Below are 20,627 nucleotides of genomic sequence, written 5' to 3' on the forward strand. Positions count from 1 at the left end.
CGATGGCTGCGGAAAAGATGGCGTTGGCCAAGGCGATCAACGAGTCGCTGCGCACGGCCCTCGACGCCGACCCCAAGGTCCTGATCATGGGTGAGGACGTCGGCAAGCTCGGCGGTGTCTTCCGGGTCACCGACGGGCTCCAGAAGGACTTCGGCGAGGACCGGGTCATCGACACCCCGCTCGCGGAGTCGGGCATCGTCGGCACGGCGATCGGTCTCGCGCTGCGCGGCTACCGGCCGGTGGTGGAGATCCAGTTCGACGGTTTCGTCTTCCCGGCGTACGACCAGATCGTCACGCAGCTCGCGAAGATGCACGCGCGGGCGCTCGGCAAGATCAAGCTTCCCGTCGTGATCCGGATTCCGTACGGCGGTGGCATCGGCGCGGTCGAGCACCACTCCGAGTCCCCCGAGGCGCTGTTCGCGCACGTGGCGGGCCTGAAGGTGGTCTCTCCGTCGAACGCGTCGGACGCCTACTGGATGATGCAGCAGGCCATCCAGAGCGACGACCCGGTGATCTTCTTCGAGCCGAAGCGGCGCTACTGGGACAAGGGCGAGGTCACCACCGACGCGATTCCCGGACCGCTGCACAAGGCGGTCGTGGCGCGCGCGGGCAGCGATCTGACGCTCGCCGCCTACGGCCCGATGGTGAAGGTCTGCCTGGAGGCGGCCGCGGCCGCCCAGGAGGAGGGCAAGTCGATCGAGGTCCTGGACCTGCGCTCGATGTCCCCGATCGACTTCGACTCCGTCCAGGCCTCGGTGGAGAAGACCCGCCGCCTGGTCGTGGTGCACGAGGCCCCGGTCTTCCTCGGTACGGGCGCGGAGATCGCCGCCCGCATCACGGAGCGGTGCTTCTACCACCTGGAGGCACCCGTCCTGCGGGTGGGCGGCTATCACGCCCCCTATCCGCCGGCGCGCCTGGAGGAGGAGTACCTTCCGGGCCTGGACCGGGTGCTCGACGCCGTCGACCGCTCACTGGCGTACTGAGGAGAGGGTCGTGACGACGATGACTGAGAACGCGTCGGGGCTCCGCGAGTTCAAGATGCCCGACGTGGGCGAGGGGCTCACCGAGGCGGAGATCCTCAAGTGGTACGTCCAGCCCGGTGACACGGTCACCGACGGCCAGGTCGTCTGCGAGGTCGAGACCGCCAAGGCCGCCGTGGAACTGCCCATCCCGTACGACGGCGTGGTGCGCGAACTCCACTTCCCCGAGGGGACGACGGTGGACGTGGGCCAGGTGATCATCGCGGTCGACGTGGCCGGTGGATCGGCACCCACCGGACAGACCCCCGGCGCCGTGGAAACCCCTGTGGCCGAGGCGCCCGCCGCCCCCACCCCCCAGGCACCGGTCGCCGAGGAACCCAAGCCCGAGGGCCGCACGCCGGTCCTCGTCGGGTACGGGGTGGCCGAGGCCTCCACGAAGCGCCGCCCCCGCAAGGGTGCCGAGGTCCCGGCCCAGCAGCCCGAGACTTTCTTGGCGGCGACCGCGATCCAGGGCGAGCTCAACGGCCACGGCCACGGGTCCGCGCCGGTCGGGCAGCGCCCTCTCGCCAAGCCCCCGGTGCGCAAGCTCGCCAAGGACCTCGGCGTCGACCTGGCCACGGTCACGCCTTCGGGCCCGGACGGCATCATCACGCGCGAGGACGTGCACGCGGCGGTCGCACCGGCTCCGGTCCCCGAGCCGATGGCGGTGGCGGCGGTGACGGCGCCCCCGGTTCCCGCTCAGGCCCAGGCTCCCGCTCCGGTCGTCACGTACGACTCGGCGCGTGAGACCCGTATCCCGATCAAGGGGGTCCGCAAGGCCACGGCCGCCGCGATGATCGGCTCGGCGTTCACCGCGCCGCACGTCACGGAGTTCGTGACGGTCGACGTGACGCGCACGATGAAGCTCGTCGAGGAGCTCAAGCAGGACAAGGAGATGCAGGGCCTGCGGGTCAACCCGCTCCTGCTCATCGCCAAGGCCCTGCTGGTCGCCATCAAGCGCAACCCGGATGTCAACGCGTCCTGGGACGAGGCGGCCCAGGAGATCGTGCTCAAGCACTACGTGAACCTGGGCATCGCCGCCGCCACCCCGCGTGGTCTGATCGTCCCGAACATCAAGGACGCCCACACCAAGACGCTCCCCCAACTCGCCGGGTCCCTGGGCGAGCTGGTGGCCACGGCCCGCGAGGGCAAGACCTCACCCGCCGCGATGCAGGGCGGCACGGTCACGATCACGAACGTCGGCGTCTTCGGCGTCGACACCGGCACGCCGATCCTCAACCCCGGCGAGTCGGCGATCCTCGCGATCGGCGCGATCAAGCTCCAGCCCTGGGTCCACAAGGGCAAGGTCAAGCCCCGCCAGGTGACGACGCTCGCGCTGAGCTTCGACCACCGCCTGGTCGACGGCGAACTGGGCTCCAAGGTCCTGGCCGACGTGGCGGCGATCCTGGAACAGCCGAAGCGCCTGATCACCTGGGCGTGAGCGCCGGCGCGCAAACGGCGCGCGGCACGACGAAGGGGGCCCGTCGCTTTCGGCGACGGGCCCCCTTCGGCTGTGGTGTCCGAGAACCACTCTGTCCGGGAACTACCTGGCGAAGCCGTAGTTCAGGAGCTTGGTGGCGTCCGTGGCGCGCTGGGTGATCGAGGTCGACGCGAGGACCGTGCCGATGATCGTCTTGCCGTTGCGGGTGGCGGCGAAGACGAGGCAGTACTTGGCCTCGGGGCCGGAGCCGGTCTTCACGCCGATGGCGCCGCTGTAGCTGCTGAGCAGCGTGTTCGTGTTGGTCCACGCCGCCATGGTGCGGATGCTGCCGGTCTTCGTGACGGTCTTCGCCGTGTACGACTTGGTCTTCACGACCGTCTTGAACGTGGTGCTCTTCATCGCGCTGCTGGCGAGCTTCGTCAGGTCGCGCGGCGTCGAGTAGTTGCTGCCGTTGCCGATGCCGTCGAACGAGTCGAACTTCGTCCGCGTCATGCCGAGGCTCCTCGCCGTGGTGTTCATCTTGCCGATGAACGACTTCACACGGGCGGCACGGGTGGAGCCCGAGCCGAACTTGTCGGCGAGCGCGTAGGCGGCGTCACAGCCGGACGGCAGCATCAGACCGTAGAGGAGCTGACGGACGGTGACCTTGTCACCGACGATCAGGTGGGCGGAGGACGCGGTGTTGGCGACGATGTAGTCGCTGTACGCCTTCTGGATCGTGACCTTGGCGTCGAGGTTGAGGTTCGGCTGCGCGAGCACGACCTTGGCGGTCATGATCTTGGTGGTGGAACCGGTGGAACGCTGGGTGTCCGCAGCCTTGGTGTACAAGGTCTTGGCCGTGCCGTTGTTCATCACGTAGCCGCCGGCGGCGGCGATCGTGGGTGTCGTGACAGCCCCTGCGGGGGCGGCCCCGAAAGCTCCGGCGGCCAGCACGGCGCCGGTGGTAACGGTGACAGCGGCGGCTCGGCGGAAACGCGTGCCCTTAATGCCGGTAATCAAAATGAACGCTCCGAATGCGCGAAATGCCCCTGGGAGAACGGCACATGGGAGTGCCGTCTTACGTACGGACTCGTGAGGGACCCAAAGGGATGCACGGAAGATGGGGTGGAATTGTGTGACGTGGGTTACGCCGAGGGGCGGGTGTTGACCGCGTGAAAGGCTACCGGTCCGCATCCTGGACGACGCACGACCATGCGTACGTGTTGTATCTATGATGTGCGCATGCCTGCCGCGCCGTCCGTGTCCGCTCCGCCCGCCACCAAGCAACCCCCCGCCGCCGACCGCGTCTACGCCCACATCAAGCGGGGCGTCCTGGAACGTCGTTACGAGGGTGGGACGCTGCTCACCGAGGGCGAGCTCGCCGAGGCCGTGGGGGTCTCGCGCACGCCGGTGCGCGAGGCGTTGCTCCGGCTCGAGGTCGAGGGCCTGATCAAGCTCTACCCGAAGAAGGGCGCGCTCGTCCTGCCCGTCTCCGCGCAGGAGATCGCGGACGTGGTCGAGACACGGCAACTCGTGGAGGAACACTCGGTCCGCAAGGCCGTACCCGCGTCGCCGCATCTCATCGCGCGCCTGGAGGAACTTCTCGCGCAGCAGAAGGAGCAGGCCGCCGCGGGAGACCTGGCCGGCGCCGCCGTCACCGACCGCTGCTTCCACGCCGAGATCGTCCGCAGCGGCGGCAACGAGATCCTCTCCCGGCTCTACGACCAGTTGCGCGACCGGCAGTTGCGGATGGGCGTCGCCGTCATGCACGCGCACCCCGACCGGATCACCAAGACGCTCACCGAGCACGAGGCGATCCTCGAAGCACTACGGTCCGGCGACGCGGAGGCGGCGGTCGACATCGTCCACGGTCACGTCAGCTGGTTCTCGAACCTGGCGCGGGGAGAGGTCCGATGAGCTCCCACTCGGCCGTCTCGCTCCCCGGAGACCCGCCCGGCGGCCGCCGCGCGATCGGCGTCTGGGGCATCGGCGTCTCCGTCTACTTCGTCGCCGTCATCTTCCGTACATCGCTGGGAGTGGCCGGGCTCGACGCCGCGGACCGCTTCCATGTGAACGCCTCCGCCCTCTCCACCTTCTCGATCCTGCAACTCCTCGTCTACGCGGGCATGCAGATACCCGTGGGACTGCTGGTCGACGGACTCGGCACCAAGAAGGTGCTGACCATCGGCGTACTGCTCTTCACCGCGGGCCAGTTGGGCTTCGCGTTCTCCTCCACGTACGGGATGGCCCTGGCCTCGCGCGCACTGCTGGGCTGCGGGGACGCCATGACGTTCATCAGCGTGCTGCGGCTGGGCACACGGTGGTTCCCGGCGCGGCGGGGCCCGTTGGTCGCGCAGCTCGCCGGTCTTGTGGGCATGGCGGGCAACCTGGTCTCCACCCTCGTCATCGCGCGGCTGCTGCACGGGGTGGGGTGGACGACGGCGTTCGCGGGCAGCGCGTTCGCCGGAGTCGTCGTCCTCGTACTCCTCCTTCTCTTCCTGAAGGACCACCCCGAGGGGCACGAGCCGGAACCGTTCCCGCACCAGGGGGCCGCGTACGTGCGGCGGCAGATCGCGGCGTCGTGGCGGGAGCCCGGTACGCGACTGGGGATGTGGGTGCACTTCACGACACAGTTCCCGGCGATGGTCTTCCTGCTCCTGTGGGGCATGCCGTTCCTGGTCCAGGCGCAGGGGCTGTCGCGGGCGACGGCCGGTGAACTGCTCACGCTCGTGGTGCTGTCCAACATGTTCGTGGGTCTTGTCTACGGGCAGATCGTCGCCCGGCATCACGCCGCGCGGCTTCCGCTGGCGCTCGGGACGGTGACGGCGACGGCCGTGGTCTGGGCGAGCGCGCTCGCGTATCCCGGTGACCGGGATCCCATGTGGCTGCTGGTCGTGCTGTGCGCGGTGCTCGGGGCGTGTGGGCCGGCTTCCATGATCGGGTTCGACTTCGCGCGGCCCGCGAATCCGCCGGAGCGGCAGGGCACCGCGTCCGGGATCACCAACATGGGTGGTTTCGTCGCCTCCATGACGACGTTGTTCGCGATCGGCGTGCTGCTGGACGCGACCGGGGACAACTATCGCGTCGCCTTCTCCGCCGTGTTCGTTCTTCAGGCGCTGGGGCTGAGCCAGATCTTCCGCTTGCGGAAGCAGGCGGCGCGCAGGGAGCGTGAGCGGCTGGTGGCCAGCCGCGTGGAGACGGTACACGTCCCCGCGTAGCGCCCCTTCGGGAGCGCGGGGAACTGCCTGACCAGTCCCCGCCCACCCGCGGTCCAAGAACTTCGCGCTACGGCGTGACCGTGAAGTTCCTCAGGATGGCTGTGGTCAGTTCCGGGTCGCCCTCCGTCTTGATGCGGTCGGAGACGGCGTCGGCCGTGACGCGGCCGCAGGCGAGACGGAAGTACGTCTCCCAGTCGAGGGTGAGGGTGGCGGCCGGGCCGAGAGAGGGGGCGCCGTCTATCGAGCCGCGCCCGTCCGCGTCGACCCGCACCGTCCGCAGGAACTCCATCGGCCCGTGGATGTCGAAGACGACCGCCGAGTTCGCGGGCGCCCCCGCGTCCTTGGCGACGACCTTCGGCAGGGCCCCGAGGAGCTTGTCGCGGACGATGTGTGCGCCGGGAGAGTCGAGGTTGCCGGGGACGCCGAGCGCGGTTCGGAGGTCCTGTTCGTGCACCCACACGTCGAAGGCACGCCTGCGCATCGCCTGTTCGAGAGTGATCTCGGTCCCGAGCGGCCCGCGCACCTTGGCGTCCGGCTGCCGCGACTCGTTCCGCAGCTGACGGTTGCGGCGGATGATCGTGTACTCCAGCTCGGAGGTCATCTCCGGCGCCGTGTGGTGGCGGCGCACGTCGACCTGCATCTCCATGTACCGCTGGTGCTCGTTCGTCACGTGGAACAGGTCGCGGGGGAGCGTGTGGATCGGCCGCGGGTCGCCCAGCATCTCGCAGTCGAGCCCGATGACATGCGAGACGAGATCCCGCACCGACCAGCCGGGGCAGGGCGTGCGCCGGTTCCACTCACCTTCCACCAGCGGCGACACCAACTCGGATATCGCATCGACGGAGTGGGTCCAGGCGTCGGCGTAGGACTGAAGGCTGGGATGCAGACTCACGGAACGGGACCCCTCGGGCGGTTGGACGCGGGCAGTGCACAGGTAGCGGGTGTCTTGGGACGCTAAGTTACGCTGCTGTGAGGCACCCCGGCAGTGCTTTCGTGTGACGATCGTAGGCCTGTATGGACGGCTCGAATGCCAGGACGGTGGTAGTGTGCGCGCCTCTCTCCTCCAGATCGACGTAAACGACGGCGAATCGGTCGATTCGCGTCGGCGGCGTGTGGCGGCTCTGGTACGAGAACAAGCCGGAGTCGATCTGGTCGTGCTCCCGGAGTTGTGGACCACCGGCGCGTTCGCCTACGAGGCGTTCGGTACGGAGGCGGAGTCCCTCGAAGGGCCGACGTTCGAGGTCATGGCGAAGGCGGCGAGCGACACGGGCACCTGGCTGCACGCCGGGTCGATCCCCGAGCGGGACGCCGACGGCACGCTCTACAACACCTCCCTCGTCTTCACCCCCTCCGGCGACCTGGCCGCCGCCTACCGCAAGATCCACCGCTTCGGCTTCGACAAGGGCGAGGCCGTACTGATGGGCGCGGGCGCCGAACTGGTGACGGTCCGTCTGCCGGAGACCACCCTCGGCATCGCCACCTGCTACGACCTCCGCTTCCCCGAGCTCTTCCGCGGGCTCGTCGACGCCGGCGCCGAGACCCTCGTCCTCTCGGCCGGCTGGCCCGAGCGGCGCCGCTCCCACTGGACGCTGCTCGCCCAGGCCCGCGCGGTCGAGAACCAGGCGTTCGTTCTTGCCTGTGGAACGGCCGGCACGCACGCGGGCGTTCCCCAGGCCGGTCACTCGATCGTGGTCGATCCGTGGGGGGAGGTCCTGGCGGAGGCCGGGGCCGGGGAGCAGGTGCTCACGGTGGACTTCGACCCCGGGAAGGTCGCGACCACGCGGGAGCAGTTCCCGGCGCTGAAGGACCGGATGCTGGGACTGACGGCACCGCGCCGCTGATTCAGTCCTCTTTCCGGCCTTCTGGCCGCTCCACTCCTCTGGCCTTTCCTCGCCTCGGTCCGTCGAGTCAGTCCTCGTCCCGCTCCTTCTCCGCCAGGTGGATCACGCACACCGCCACCGCGATCAGCAGCGCGGGGTCCGCGTCCTCGCGGACGACGTCGACGCCGTACGTCTCCCGTACGTGCAGCCGGCGGCGCGAGATCACCGCCAGCAGCTCACCCTCGTACTCGACGGCGAACTCGCGGTCGAGGATCTTGCCGCTGACGTCGAGTTCCGTACCGTCCACCAGGGACACCCGGTAGTGGTTGCGGAGCAGGGACAGCCGCTTGCGTCTGATCGTCGCCAGCGGTTCCCCGTCCCGCCCGATCACCATCGTGTCCCGCAGGGCGAACATCTTCTGGTGGATGTCGATGAGGACACGCCCGCGGGTGTCCTTCAGCTCGAAGGTGTCCCGCAGGCGCATCGCCTTGCCGTCGACGAGGAACACCTTGTTGCCGTGGTCGTCCTCGATCCAGTAGTCGTCACCGAAGCCGAGGAGCCGGTCGCGTACGAGGAATCTCATACCGTTACCGGTTCCCGGGAACCGCAAGATCATCACGAGTTCAACCCCTCCGAAGGCGGTGTCGGAGGCCTGGGGCAAGCAGGTCGGATCCCGGGCCACTTCACAGCCCGATCCCTCTCCGTCCTCCTGAGGCCGGAAAACCCGCGCTCGGCGCCTCCCTCACGAAGGGGCCGGGTGCCACCGCTTCTCCAGGGGCCGGCCCGAACCGCCTCCGGTACGCCGACGGGCTCAGCCCCGTCTCCCGCCGCAGCCGTGCCCGTAGATTGGCCGCCGTGCCCAGGCCGCTCCGCTTGGCCACGACGTCCAGCCGTTCCTCTCCCCGCTCGATCAACCGGCAGGCGACGGCGACGCGTTCCCCGGTGAGCCAGGCCAGTGGCGTGGTGCCCAATTGGGTTCGGAAACGGCGGTGGAGGGTGGCGGGGGAGACGGCCGCGCGGGCCGCGAGGTCCGCCACCGTCAGCGGTTCGCCCAGCCGTTCCTGCGCCCACGCAAGCAGTGGACCGAGCGACTCGTCCGGCACGTCGGGCACCGGCCGCTCCACGAACTGCCGCTGACCTCCGTCCCGGTGCGCCGCGAACACGAGCCGTCGGCTGACCGCGTTGGCGATCTCGGCGCCGTGGTCCCGGCGTACGACGTGCAGCCCCAGGTCGAGGGCCGAGGCGCTGCCGGACGCCGTGAGGATGTCGCCGTCGTCCACGAAGAGGACGTCCGGCTCCAGGCGCACCGCCGGGAAACGCGCCCGGAAGGAGTCCGCCCACATCCAGTGGCAGGCCGCCCGCCGCCCGTCCAGCAGTCCAGCCTCCGCGATGGTGAACGCGCCCGAGCAGAAGCCGAGTAGCCGTGCGCCGCGTGCGTGCGCCCGGCGTACGACGTCCAGCACGCGGGGTGAGCGCGGGGCCTCGGTGTCCGGCCGGTTCGGCACGATCAGCGTGTCCGCCTCCTCGGCCGCCTCCAGCCCGGCGACTCCGGTCAGCGTGAAGAAGCCGTCCCGCATCCGCGTACGCGGCCCGGCGGCGCAGAGCCGGAAGTCGTACAACTCCCGCCCCAGTTCGGGCCGGGGCAGCCCGAAGACCTCGATGGCACAGCTCATCTCGAACGGGTTCGAGTTCTCGTCGACGATCAGCACGACACGGTGAGAGGATTCTTGCGCCATATGCGATTTCTAGCACTCGTGCCCTTGCCGCACCACCGCCGAGGATGACCCCATGGCTTCTTCGAGCAGCACCCACACGACCTCTTCGAACAGCGGCGGTGAGCCCATCACCCTCTCCACCGCCCTCGCCTCCTTCTCCGACCTCTGGAGCCCCCGTATCGTCACCGCCGTCAACGACTACGACGTGCGCATCGCCAAGGTCGAGGGCGAGCACGTGTGGCACGTGCACGACCACACGGACGAGTTCTTCCTGGTCCTGGAGGGCGAGCTGACCATCGCGCTCCGGGAGACGGCGGGCGAACGGACCGTCGTCCTCCCCCAGGGCTCCGTCTTCACCGTCCCCCGCGGCACCGAACACAGGCCGGCCGCCCCGACCGGCGCCGCGATCCTGCTCTTCGAGCCCACCGGAACCCTCACCGTCGGCGACCGCCACGACGAGATCCCGGACCACGTGGACGCCACCACGGGGCATGCCCTGACCTGACTGTCGGTGGCGGGTGGCACCCTTGTTTCCATGAACGACTCCGCCCCGACCGCCGCCTCGGCACCCACCCCCCGTCGCGCCCGTGTCCGCGCCCCCGAGCTGATCGGCAAGGGCGGCTGGCTGAACACGGGAGAGCAGCAGTACACCCTCGCCGACCTGCGAGGACGCATCGTCATCCTCGATTTTTGGACCTTCTGCTGCATCAACTGTCTGCATGTCCTGGACGAGCTGCGGGAGCTGGAGGAGAAGCACCGGGACACGGTGGTGATCATCGGGGTGCACTCGCCGAAGTTCGCGCACGAGGCCGAGCACCAGGCGGTCGTGGACGCGGTGGAGCGGTACGGGGTCGAGCACCCGGTGCTCGACGATCCCGAGCTCGCGACCTGGAAGCAGTACGCCGTGCGTGCCTGGCCGACGCTCGTCGTGATCGACCCCGAGGGGTACGTGGTCGCGCAGCACGCCGGTGAGGGGCACGCGCACGCGATCGCCCGCCTGGTGGAGGAGCTGGAGGCCGAGCACGCGGCCAAGGGGACGCTGCGCCGCGGCGACGGGCCGTACGTGGCACCCGAGCCCGAGCCCACGGCGCTCCGCTTCCCCGGCAAGGCCCTCGCCCTGCCGAGCGGGAACCTCCTGGTCAGCGACACGACCCGGCACCAGCTCGTCGAGCTGGAGGGCGACGGGGAGAGCGTCGTACGGCGGATCGGCTCCGGGGTGCGGGGGTTCGTGGACGGGTCGGCCGAGAAGGCCGGGTTCAGCGAGCCGCAGGGGCTGGCGCTGCTCGACGACGGTTCGGTCGTCGTCGCGGACACCGTGAACCACGCGCTGCGCCGCCTGGACCTCGTGACCGGCGAGGTCAGCACCCTCGCGGGGACGGGGCGCCAGTGGTGGCAGGGCTCGCCGACGTCCGGGCCGGCGCGCGAGGTGGACCTGTCCTCGCCGTGGGACGTGGCGCTCTTCGGTGGGAAGGTCTGGATCGCCATGGCCGGGGTGCACCAGTTGTGGGCGTACGACCCGGAGGCCGCCACCGTCAGGGTCGCCGCCGGTACGACGAACGAGGGGCTCGTGGACGGGCCGGGGGCCGAGGCCTGGTTCGCGCAGCCGTCCGGGCTCGCCGCCACCGCCGACCGGCTCTGGCTCGCCGACTCCGAGACGAGCGCCCTGCGCTGGGTGGACCTCGACGGGACCGTGCACACCGCCGTCGGCACCGGGCTGTTCGACTTCGGACACCGGGACGGGGCCGCCGAACAGGCCCTGTTCCAGCACCCGTTGGGTGTCACGGCCCTCCCCGACGGCTCCGTCGCGGTCAGCGACACGTACAACCACGCACTGCGCCGCTACGACCCCGCGACGGGCGAGGTGACCACGCTGGCGACCGACTTGAGGGAGCCCAGCGACGCGGTTCTCGTCGGGGACGACATCGTGGTCGTGGAGTCGGCGCGACACCGGCTGACCCGGCTGCGGCTTCCCGAGGAGGCCGTGCGGGTGGAGTCGGTGGCCCACCGCACCCAGCGCGCGGCGATCGAAGTCGCTCCGGGTGGGCTCCGGCTGGACGTCGTCTTCCAGGCTCCGACGGGCCAGAAGCTGGACACGCTCCCCCAAGCTCTCGACTCCGCTCGAGCAGGGGGGACCCCCATCGGGCCGTCCACCCGGCTGCTCGTGTCCTCGACCCCGCCCGAGCTGCTGCTCGCGGGCGAGGGCGCGGGAACCGATCTCTTCCGCGCCCTGGAGCTGAACCCGGCCGTCACGGACGGCGTTCTGCATGTCTCCGCGATGGCGGCGTCCTGCGACGACGATCCGGCTGGGGGCACCTCCCGGTCGAAGACTGGGGGAGAGTACCCGGCCTGCCATGTCCACCAGCAGGACTGGGGTGTGCCGGTCCGCCTCACCGAGGGTGGCACGGACCGGCTGCCGCTGGTGCTGGCGGGCATGGACGACTGACCGTCCCCACTTCCGTAGCGTTGGCTACACGCCGTAGCCGCCCCGGTGGTGCCGCTCCTCCTCGATCACCGGGGTGCTGGGCGGCATGACCACCCGGCGCCTCCTGGCGATACTGCTGAACGTCACCACGCCGATCAGCCCGACGATCATGAAGATGATGCCGACCAGGTCGAGGTTGACCCCCTTCATGTGCCAGTCGGTCGCGAATGTGAGGACCGCCCCCGCTGCGATCAGGATGATGCATCCGCCCAGACTCATGGGTGTCGCCTCCTTGTAACCAACTCGGCTTCTCTCAGGCCCGGTCCGGGTACCCGGCGGCGCGCCGGGCATGCGGAACTAACCCTCCAGGAACGCCACCAGCGCGTTGGCCAGCAGGAACGGGTCGTCAGCGCCGCAGAGTTCGCGGGCGCTGTGCATCGAGAGGATGGCCACGCCGATGTCGACGGTCCTGATGCCGTGGCGGGCCGCGGTGATCGGGCCGATGGTGGTGCCGCAGGGCATCGAGTTGTTGGAGACGAAGGACTGGAAGGGCACGTCGGCCTTCGCGCAGGCGGCGGCGAAGACCGCACGGCCCGAACCGTCCGTGGCGTAGCGGTTGTTGACGTTCACCTTGAGGATGGGTCCGCCGTTGGCCCGCGGGTGGTGCGTCGGGTCGTGCCGCTCCGCGTAGTTGGGGTGGACGGCGTGGCCGGTGTCGGAGGAGAGGCAGATGGTGCCCGCGAAGGCGCGCGCCCGGTCCTCGTACGAGCCGCCGCGCGCGAACACCGAGCGTTCGAGCACGCCGCCGAGCAGCGGACCGTCGGCGCCGGTGTCGCTCTGCGAGCCGTTCTCCTCGTGGTCGAAGGCCGCGAGGACGGGGATGTACGAAAGCCCCGAACCGGAACCCGAACCGGAACCCGAACCGGAGGGGGAGCCGGAACCGGAGCCGGAAGGGGAGCCCTCGCCCGTCGCCGCCGCGATCAGCGCCGCCGTACCGGCGTGCACGGACAGCAGGTTGTCCATGCGCGGTCCGGCCACCAGCTCCTTGTCGCGGCCCAGGTACGCGGGCCGCTCGACGGAGTGGGTCATCAGGTCCCAGCCGGTGACCTCACCCGCCGCCAGCCCCGACTCCTCCTCCAGGAAGGCGATCAGCTCGCCCTCGCCGGGGTCGCCCAGACCCCAGACGGGCTGCAGATGACGCTGCTTGTCGAGCTTGAGGCCGTCGGTGGAGACGGAACGGTCGAGGTGCACGGCGAGCTGGGGCACGCGCAGCAGGGGCCGGTCGATGTTCACCAGACGCGAGGAGCCGTCCTTCAGCGTCAGCCGTCCCGCCAGCCCCAGGTCCCGGTCCAGCCAGGAGTTCAGCAGCGGGCCGCCGTAGATCTCCACGGCGACCTGGCGCCAGCCGTGCGCCCCGCTGTCCGGCTGCGGCTTCACCCGCAGATTGGGGGAGTCGGTGTGCGCGCCCACGATCCGGAACGGGGTGTGCGGTTCGGCACCCTCGGGCACGTACCAGGCGACGATCGCGCCGCCGCGCAGCACGTACTTGCCGCCACTCGTCCCCTCCCAGGCATCGGTCTCGGCGACCTGACGGAATCCGGCCTTCTCCAGCCGCTCGGCGGCGTTCGCCACGGCGTGGTACGGCGTCGGGCTTGCCGCCAGAAAGGTCATGAGGTCGTCGGTGTGGCCGCGATCGAAGCGGGCGCTTGTGCTCATGGGTTCACCTTAACGACGCCCGAGGGCACGCTCCCGGCGATGGGGACGGCCCCTCGTAAGGGGGGTGTGAAGGACGGACATCTGACTGGAGGGGCAGGTTCCGGTTCGCTCCCCACGTCTCGTGGTCTTCGAATCCATGCGGGAAATCCGTGCGGGGTCATGTGAGAAATCCATGCGAGGAGCGGGCTGCCGCGAGCCCCCTGTGGCCGCATACGACGGCGGCCCGCCCCCGGAGATTCGCTCCGGGAACGGGCCGCCGACGGCGATGCCCTCAGGTCGCGAGGATCAGAACGCCGCCTCGTCCAGCTCCATCAGGTCCAGGTCCACGCCCTCGGCGAGCTTGCGGGCGCCGGTGACGCCGGGCAGGACGTTGGCGGCGAAGAACTTCGCCGCGGCGATCTTGCCGGTGTAGAAGGGCCTGTCCTTCGCCGAGGCCGTCTCCAGCTTCTCGGTGGCCACGGCGGCACCGCGCAGCAGCAGGTAGCCGACGACCACGTCGCCGGAGGCCAGCAGCAGGCGGGTGGTGTTGAGGCCGACCTTGTAGATGTTCTTGACGTCCTGCTCGGTGGCCGCCAGGTCCGTGAGCATGAGGCCGACGATGGCCTCCAGCTCGACGGCCGCCTTGGCGAGCTGCTCGCGGGCCGCGGACAGGTCCTCGCCGCCCGTGCCGAGCGCCAGGAACTTCTTGATGTCCTCGGCGAGGGAGTTCAGCGCCGCGCCCTGGTTGCGGACGATCTTGCGGAAGAAGAAGTCCTGGCCCTGGATCGCGGTGGTGCCCTCGTACAGGGTGTCGATCTTGGCGTCGCGGATGTACTGCTCGATCGGGTACTCCTGCAGGAAGCCGGAGCCGCCGAAGGTCTGCAGCGACTGGGCGAGCTGCTCGTAGCCCTTCTCGGAGCCGTAGCCCTTCACGATCGGCAGGAGCAGGTCGTTGAGGGCCTCCAGGGCGGCGGTGTCCTCGCCGGCGGCCTCCTTGACCTGGATCTCGTCCTGGATCGCGGCGGTGTGCAGCACCAGGGCGCGCATGCCCTCGGCGTAGGCCTTCTGCGTCATCAGCGAGCGGCGCACGTCGGGGTGGTGCGTGATGGTGACCTTGGGCGCGGTCTTGTCCATGAAGTTCGCGAGGTCCGGGCCCTGGACGCGCTCCTTGGCGTACTCCAGCGCGTTCAGGTAGCCGGTCGAGAGCGTGGAGATCGCCTTCGTGCCGACCATCATGCGGGCGAACTCGATGATCCGGAACATCTGGCGGATGCCGTCGTGCTTGTCGCCGATCAGCCAGCCCTTGGCGGGGTGGCGGTCGCCGAAGGTCATCTCGCAGGTGTTGGACGCCTTGAGGCCCATCTTGTGCTCGACGTTCGTCGCGTACGCGCCGTTGCGCTCGCCCAGCTCGCCGGTCTCGAAGTCGAACTCGTACTTCGGGACGAGGAAGAGGGACAGGCCCTTGGTGCCGGGGCCGGCGCCCTCGGGACGGGCGAGCACGTAGTGGAGGATGTTCTCCGACATGTCGTGCTCACCGGACGTGATGAAGCGCTTCACGCCCTCGATGTGCCAGGAGCCGTCCTCCTGCTGGACCGCCTTGGTGCGGCCCGCGCCCACGTCCGAGCCGGCGTCCGGCTCGGTGAGCACCATGGTGGAGCCCCACTGCTTGTCGACGGCGATCTTCGCGATGTGCTTCTGGACCTCGGTGCCCTCCTCGAAGAGGATGCCCGCGAAGGCGGGGCCGGAGGAGTACATCCAGACCGCCGGGTTGGCGCCGAGCACCAGCTCCGCGTACGCCCAGATCAGGGAGCGGGGCGAGGTGGTGCCGCCGAGCTCCTCGGGCAGGCCCAGGCGCCAGTACTCGGAGTCCATGAAGGCCTTGTACGACTTCTTGAAGGAGGCCGGTACGGGAGCCGTGTTGGTCTCCGGGTCGAAGACCGGCGGGTTGCGGTCGGCGTCCGCGAAGGAGTCCGCCAGCTCGTTCTCCGAGAGACGGGCCAGCTCGTCGAGGACGCTCTTGGCGGTGTCGACGTCCATCTCCGCGAACGGTCCGGTGCCGTACAGCTTGTCGCGCCCGAGCACCTCGAAGAGGTTGAACTCGATGTCGCGGAGATTCGACTTGTAGTGCCCCATGGCGACGGCTCCGTAAGGGATCGGGGAGGTGGAGGTACTCGCAGCCTCGTTACACGTACTGGCAAGTAGCTACGATGATGCTACCCGTCGGTAATAAGAATCAACCCCTGATGGCCCATATGTGGCCGACTACTCTTTGACCCATGTACGGCTACGACCAGAATGCGGGCGCCCAGCAGCAGTACGCCCCGCCGCAGCAGCAGATGCCCGGCGGTTACGGCCAGCAGCCGCCGCTCTACCCCGAGCCGTCCCCGCCCTCCCTGGCGGACGCGGTGCGGGCGTTCACCACGGGGTCGATGTCCGCGGAGGACTTCCAGCAGGTCTTCGCGACGTCGAAGGTCTACTGCCCACGCGGCGACAACCCCGGATTCCTGGCGCTGCACAACACCCAGCAGCCGGTCATCCCGATGTTCACCTCGCTCAAGGAGCTGCGCCGGTACGCCGGCAAGGAGTCCAAGTACTTCGTGATCACCGGCGCCGAGGTGATCGACCTGCTCCCCACCGGCTACGGCTTCGTCCTCGACATGGAGGGGGAGCACCGCATGGTCTTCGACGCGAAGGCCGTGGAGCAGATGGTGGACTTCGCCATGCGCCGTATGTACGGGTAGCGCCCACTACGGGTAGCGACCACTCCCCTACGACAGTCCGGACGCCCGGAGGGAATGCCCTCCGGGCGTCCGTCGTTGTGGGTGGCAGAAAGTTCAACAATCAACTAAACTCGAAGCACAAGGAGGTACCGACATGCCTGCAGTGACCGTCGAGAACCCGCTGACCCTTCCCCGTGTGGTCGCGCCGGCCGACGCCGTGGACCGTCCCGTGCTCACCGTGACGACCGCGCCCAGCGGCTTCGAGGGCGAGGGTTTCCCGGTCCGCCGTGCGTTCGCCGGGATCAACTACCGCCACCTCGACCCGTTCATCATGATGGACCAGATGGGCGAGGTGGAGTACGCGCCGGGCGAGCCCAAGGGCACCCCCTGGCACCCCCACCGCGGCTTCGAGACCGTGACGTACATCATCGACGGTGTCTTCGACCACCAGGACTCCAACGGTGGTGGTGGCACCATCACCAACGGCGACACCCAGTGGATGACCGCGGGCGCCGGCCTCCTGCACATCGAGGCCCCGCCGGAGTCGCTCGTCATGTCCGGCGGCCTCTTCCACGGCCTCCAGCTGTGGGTGAACCTCCCGGCCAAGGACAAGATGATGGCCCCCCGGTACCAGGACATCCGTGGCGGCTCGGTCCAGCTGCTCAGCACCCCCGACGGCGGCGCGCTGCTGCGCGTCATCGCCGGTGAGCTCGACGGCCACCAGGGTCCCGGCATCACGCACACGCCGATCACCATGGTCCACGCGACCCTGGCGCCCGGCGCCGAGATGACCCTCCCGTGGCGCGAGGACTTCAACGGTCTCGCGTACGTCCTCGCCGGACGCGGCAGCGTCGGTACGGGCCGTCGACCGGTCCACACCGGCCAGACCGCCGTCTTCGGCGCGGGCGGCTCGCTGACCGTCCGCGCGGACGAGAAGCAGGACGCGAACACACCGGACCTCGAGGTCGTCCTGCTCGGCGGGCAGCCGATCCGCGAGCCCATGGCCCACTACGGCCCCTTCGTGATGAACACCCGCGAGGAGCTGCAGCAGGCCTTCGAGGACTTCCAGAAGGGCCGTCTGGGCACCGTTCCGGCGGTGCACGGAATGTCCGAGGGCGGGATGTAATCCCTTCCCGGGCCCCTTCCGGCACTCTTCCGCGCGACCAAGAAAGGCCCCGTCCGTACCCCGGACGGGGCCTTTCGCCCGTCGGACGGGGCCTCTCGCGCTGACGCCGTGTCACCCGGCCGGGCCGTCCCGGCGGGACGGCCCGGCCCTCACGTGGTCGGGTGGAAGCGTGCAGCTACTCCCCGAGGGCGCCCGGCGGCTGGCCGCCTGGTGCGCCGTGATCCTGCTCGTCGCCGGTGTGGCGTGGGTCGGGATCCGGCTGTGCGGGGAGTTCCGTACGGCGATCGTGCCCGTGCTGCTCGCGCTCCTCGGCACCGCGCTGCTCGGGCCGATGTACCGGCGGCTGGTGAACGTCGGGGTCAACCGGTCGCTGGCCGCGGGGCTCACCTGTGTCGCGGTGGTCGTGGTCGTCGGCGGCGCCGTCTACATCGTGGTCGCCGCGCTCATCGACACCGGGGACCAGATCATCGCCTCCCTCAGGCTCGCCGCGCGGTCCGTCGCCCAGCACTTCGGTGCGGCGGGCACCTCCCTCGACGACCTCGCCGCCAACGCCAAGGACCTGCTGACCAAGTTCGGCGGGACGGCCGCGTCCAACGTCATCAGTGGCGTGAGCGTAGTGGGCGAGTCCATCGCCATGGCCGTACTGGCCCTGCTGCTCGTCTTCTTCTTCCTCCGCGACTCCCACCGCACCGCCGGGCTGCTGCGCTCGCTGGCGCCGCGCGGCACCGCGGACACGGTGGAGGCCATGGCCCGCCGCGCCTTCGACGCCGTCCAGGGCTTCATGCGCGGGACCACGGTGATCGCCCTGATCGACGCCCTGTGCATCACGATCGGCCTGCTGATCCTGCGCGTCCCGGGCGCGGTCGGGCTCGGTGCGCTGGTCTTCGTGGGGGCGTTCATCCCCTACCTCGGCGCGTTCCTCTCCGGCGCGGTGGCCGTGCTGGTCGCCCTCGCCGACCGGGGGTTCGTGATCGCGCTGTGGGCGCTCGGGGTCGTGCTCGCCGTGCAGGTCCTCGAAGGGCATGTGCTGCAGCCGATGATCCAGAGCCGGACCGTGCAGATGCATCCGGCGGTGGTGATGCTGGCGATCACGGCGGGCGCGTCCGTCGCGGGCATCCTGGGCATGCTGCTCGCCGTACCGTTGACGGCCGCCGGGTTCGGGGTCCTCGCGGAGCTACGGACCCACTACGAGTCGGCCTCCCCGTCCCCACCGGCCTCCTCGTCTCCACCGGCGTCCCCGTCTCCACCGGCGTCCCCGTCCCCACCGGACGCCTCGTAGAACTCGAACCAGATGCTCTTGCCCTCGCCCCGTGGGTCGACGCCCCAGGCGTCGGCGAGGAATTCCACGAGCATCAGCCCGCGTCCGGAGGACGCCAGTTCGCCCGGGTGGCGGCGGTGCGGCAGGTCGTCGCTGGCGTCGGTGACCTCGACCCGCATCCGGCGGTCGTCCGCACCGCCGGTCACCTCGGCGACGAGCAGCGCGTCGGCGTCGGTGTGGACGAGGACGTTGGTCAGCATCTCGGAGACGAGGAGGACCGCCGAGTCGCGCTGGTCGTCGCAGGCCCAGTCGTGCAGCATCTCGCGCAGCTGCTGGCGGGCCCCCGAGATCCGCTCGGGCTCGGCCTGCGCCACGGTCAGCGCGGTGCGTCGCACCGAGGGTGAGAGCGGGGCCTCGACCGCGTCGCCGTCCCCCTTGCCCTGCCGGCTCAGCAGCAGCACGGCTATGTCGTCCTCGCGCCGGTCGGCCAGCGGCCCCGGGGTGTGGTGCGAGGAGGGCCCGTGCACGCCCTGGACCAGCGCGTCGGCGAGCTCCTCCATGTCGCCGTCGTGGGACTCCAGGATGTGCCGGATACGGCGCCATCCGGTGTCGAGGTCGTGGCCGCCGGTCTCGATCAGCCCGTCGGTGCAGAGCAGCATGGTCTCGCCGGGTTCCAAGGCGAGCCGGGTCGTGGGGTAGTCGGCGTCCGGGTCGATGCCGAGCGGCAGTCCACCCGCCGTGGGCCGTATCAGCACCGTCCCGTCCGCCATGCGTATCGCGGGGTCCGGGTGCCCCGCACGGGCGAAGTCCAGGATGCCGGTCGCCGGGTCCACCTCGACGTACAGGCAGGTCGCGAAGCGCGGGTCCGAGGTGTTGCCGCCGCTCTCGCCGGTGGAGCCGTACGTCACCGAGTCCGTGATCCCGCACAGGAACCGTGAGGCCCGGGAGAGGACCGCGTCGGGCCGGTGGCCCTCGGAGGCGTACGCGCGCAGGGCGATACGGAGCTGGCCCATCAGCCCGGCGGCGCGCACGTCGTGACCCTGGACGTCCCCGATGACCAGGGCGAAGCGGCCGCTCGGCAGCGGGATCACGTCGTACCAGTCGCCGCCGACCTGGAGGCCGCCACCGGTGGGGACATAGCGCGCGGCGACCCCCATGCCCGGCATCTGCGGGCCGAGGGTGGGCATCATCGAGCGCTGCAGGCCGTCGGTGAGCTCCCGCTCCGTCTCGGCGGCCACGGCCCGGGAGAGGGCCTGCGCGAGCATCCGGGCCACGGTCGTCAGCACGGAACGCTCGTCGGGCGTGAAGCTGACGGGGTAGGTGAAGGCCGCCATCCACGCGCCCATGGTGCGCCCGGCGACGGTCAGCGGCAGAAAGGCCCAGGACTCCCGCCCGAAGTGTTCGGCGAGCGGCCAGGAGACCGGATAGCGCTCCTTGTAGTCCTTCGGGGAGGAGAGATAGACGGCGCGGCCCGTTCGGACGACCTCCGCGGCCGGGTAGTCGGTGGCCAGGGACATATGGGTGAAGGGGCCCTCGTCTCCCGGCTTCTGCCCGTGGTGGCCGACGACGGTGAGCCGGTCCCCGTCCACGCCGAAGACGGCCAGCCCGTCCGGTGTGAACCCCGGCATCGACAGGCCCGCCGCGACCCGCAGTACCTCGGCCGTGGACCGCGCCTCGGCCAGCGCCCGCCCGGCGTCCAGCAGGAACGCCTCGCGCGAGCGGCGCCAGTCGCCGGTGAGCGGGGTGCGCGCGGCGGTGGCTCCCGAGGTCTCGGTGACCTCCTGGAGGGTGCCGAACAGCACGAACTCCCTGGTCTCGGGGTCGACGGTCGGCTTGGAGCGGCTGCGCACGGTGCGGATCACCCGCCCGTGCTCGTCCATGATCCGCAGCCGGACCTCGGCGAGCGTGTCCTCGGCGACGGCGAGCTGTACGACGCTGACGACCTCGTTCCAGTCGGCCGGGTGGAACCGGGAGCGCATGGCCACCTCGGTGACCGTCGCCCTTTCCGCGGGCAACCCGAGGAGCCGGGCGGCCTCGGCGTCGATGGTGACCTGCCCGTGTGCGTTGTCCCAGCGCCACACGCCGGTCGCAAGGGCGGCCAGTACGTCCCCCACCGCGGGCAGGGGCTCACCAGTGCGCATTGACCCACTGTATGAAGAGGTGATCGGAAGGTGCCACCGAGAGTATTCGGGGCGGTGATCTTTGGGCGGCCGG

General features: G+C 70.1%; 18 protein-coding genes. 10 read left to right on the forward strand and 8 right to left on the reverse strand.

The window, feature by feature from the left end; genetic code table 11:
- Positions 1–2: 2 nt before the first annotated feature.
- Entirely contained in the window at positions 3–983 is a 981-nt protein-coding gene (locus tag KVT44_RS29615) for an alpha-ketoacid dehydrogenase subunit beta (protein ID WP_099921650.1), read from the forward strand.
- 10 nt (positions 984–993) lie between these two features.
- A complete protein-coding gene (locus KVT44_RS29620) occupies positions 994–2,460 on the forward strand; it encodes a dihydrolipoamide acetyltransferase family protein (protein ID WP_217569907.1) in 1,467 nt (488 codons plus the stop codon).
- A 102-nt stretch (positions 2,461–2,562) separates the two neighbouring features.
- Here KVT44_RS29620 and KVT44_RS29625 read toward each other — a convergent pair whose 3' ends face one another.
- Positions 2,563–3,459, reverse strand: a complete 897-nt coding sequence (locus KVT44_RS29625; RefSeq protein WP_217569909.1) for a D-alanyl-D-alanine carboxypeptidase family protein — start codon at positions 3,457–3,459, stop codon at positions 2,563–2,565.
- Positions 3,460–3,681: 222 nt separating this feature from the next.
- Between KVT44_RS29625 and KVT44_RS29630 the strand changes: the two genes are divergently transcribed.
- Together KVT44_RS29630 and KVT44_RS29635 are read left to right on the forward strand one after the other, a co-directional pair.
- Positions 3,682–4,356: a GntR family transcriptional regulator gene (locus tag KVT44_RS29630; protein WP_190172674.1), complete on the forward strand. Its 675-nt coding sequence runs from the start codon at positions 3,682–3,684 to the stop codon at positions 4,354–4,356.
- Positions 4,353–5,657, forward strand: coding sequence for a nitrate/nitrite transporter (locus tag KVT44_RS29635; protein WP_101399237.1), 1,305 nt, complete (start codon positions 4,353–4,355; stop codon positions 5,655–5,657). Before KVT44_RS29630 ends, KVT44_RS29635 begins: the two co-directional genes overlap by 4 nt.
- Before the next feature lie 67 nt (positions 5,658–5,724).
- On the opposite strand, the gene KVT44_RS29640 is transcribed toward KVT44_RS29635, so the two are convergent.
- Positions 5,725–6,549 (reverse strand): maleylpyruvate isomerase family mycothiol-dependent enzyme, encoded by an 825-nt coding sequence (locus KVT44_RS29640; RefSeq protein WP_190172673.1) that lies wholly within the window; start codon positions 6,547–6,549, stop codon positions 5,725–5,727.
- 154 nt (positions 6,550–6,703) lie between these two features.
- Between KVT44_RS29640 and KVT44_RS29645 the strand changes: the two genes are divergently transcribed.
- A complete protein-coding gene (locus tag KVT44_RS29645) occupies positions 6,704–7,498 on the forward strand; it encodes a carbon-nitrogen family hydrolase (RefSeq protein ID WP_217569911.1) in 795 nt (264 codons plus the stop codon).
- Between the two features lie 67 nt (positions 7,499–7,565).
- Here the strand turns inward: KVT44_RS29645 and KVT44_RS29650 are convergent, their stop codons facing one another.
- Together KVT44_RS29650 and KVT44_RS29655 are read right to left on the reverse strand one after the other, a co-directional pair.
- Positions 7,566–8,060, reverse strand: coding sequence for an LURP-one-related/scramblase family protein (locus KVT44_RS29650; protein ID WP_099925526.1), 495 nt, complete (start codon positions 8,058–8,060; stop codon positions 7,566–7,568).
- Positions 8,061–8,160: 100 nt separating this feature from the next.
- Entirely contained in the window at positions 8,161–9,213 is a 1,053-nt protein-coding gene (locus tag KVT44_RS29655) for a GlxA family transcriptional regulator (RefSeq protein ID WP_254650048.1), read from the reverse strand.
- Positions 9,214–9,265: 52 nt separating this feature from the next.
- Between KVT44_RS29655 and KVT44_RS29660 the strand changes: the two genes are divergently transcribed.
- Positions 9,266–9,697 carry a cupin domain-containing protein gene (locus tag KVT44_RS29660; RefSeq protein WP_217569912.1) on the forward strand — a complete coding sequence of 144 codons (432 nt, stop codon included), beginning with the start codon at positions 9,266–9,268 and terminating at the stop codon, positions 9,695–9,697.
- A 30-nt stretch (positions 9,698–9,727) separates the two neighbouring features.
- Positions 9,728–11,635, forward strand: a complete 1,908-nt coding sequence (locus tag KVT44_RS29665) for a thioredoxin-like domain-containing protein (protein ID WP_217569914.1) — start codon at positions 9,728–9,730, stop codon at positions 11,633–11,635.
- A gap of 24 nt (positions 11,636–11,659) precedes the next feature.
- Here the strand turns inward: KVT44_RS29665 and KVT44_RS29670 are convergent, their stop codons facing one another.
- The 3 genes from KVT44_RS29670 to KVT44_RS29680 all read right to left on the reverse strand — a co-directional run bounded on the left by KVT44_RS29670 (position 11,660) and on the right by KVT44_RS29680 (position 15,442).
- The gene (locus KVT44_RS29670; RefSeq protein ID WP_067381525.1) at positions 11,660–11,893 is read right to left on the reverse strand and encodes a hypothetical protein; all 234 of its coding nucleotides are present in this window, start codon (positions 11,891–11,893) and stop codon (positions 11,660–11,662) included.
- Between the two features lie 78 nt (positions 11,894–11,971).
- The gene (locus tag KVT44_RS29675; protein WP_217569916.1) at positions 11,972–13,330 is read right to left on the reverse strand and encodes a M18 family aminopeptidase; all 1,359 of its coding nucleotides are present in this window, start codon (positions 13,328–13,330) and stop codon (positions 11,972–11,974) included.
- A 285-nt stretch (positions 13,331–13,615) separates the two neighbouring features.
- Entirely contained in the window at positions 13,616–15,442 is a 1,827-nt protein-coding gene (locus tag KVT44_RS29680) for an acyl-CoA dehydrogenase (RefSeq protein ID WP_099921639.1), read from the reverse strand.
- A gap of 143 nt (positions 15,443–15,585) precedes the next feature.
- Between KVT44_RS29680 and KVT44_RS29685 the strand changes: the two genes are divergently transcribed.
- The 3 genes from KVT44_RS29685 (at position 15,586) to KVT44_RS29695 (ending at position 18,434) form a co-directional block, all read left to right on the forward strand.
- Entirely contained in the window at positions 15,586–16,050 is a 465-nt protein-coding gene (locus KVT44_RS29685) for an SseB family protein (protein ID WP_054234175.1), read from the forward strand.
- A gap of 133 nt (positions 16,051–16,183) precedes the next feature.
- Positions 16,184–17,155, forward strand: coding sequence for a pirin family protein (locus KVT44_RS29690; protein ID WP_054234174.1), 972 nt, complete (start codon positions 16,184–16,186; stop codon positions 17,153–17,155).
- A 169-nt stretch (positions 17,156–17,324) separates the two neighbouring features.
- Positions 17,325–18,434: an AI-2E family transporter gene (locus KVT44_RS29695; protein WP_217569918.1), complete on the forward strand. Its 1,110-nt coding sequence runs from the start codon at positions 17,325–17,327 to the stop codon at positions 18,432–18,434.
- On the opposite strand, the gene KVT44_RS29700 is transcribed toward KVT44_RS29695, so the two are convergent.
- On the reverse strand, positions 18,341–20,554 hold the full coding sequence (locus KVT44_RS29700) for a SpoIIE family protein phosphatase (RefSeq protein ID WP_217569920.1): 2,214 nt from the start codon (positions 20,552–20,554) through the stop codon (positions 18,341–18,343). The genes KVT44_RS29695 and KVT44_RS29700 overlap by 94 nt on opposite strands.
- Between the last annotated feature and the right edge of the window lie 73 nt (positions 20,555–20,627).

Origin of the sequence: Streptomyces sp. GbtcB7 (assembly GCF_019091445.1) — a bacterium.
Classification (GTDB): Bacteria; Actinomycetota; Actinomycetes; order Streptomycetales; family Streptomycetaceae; genus Streptomyces; species Streptomyces mirabilis.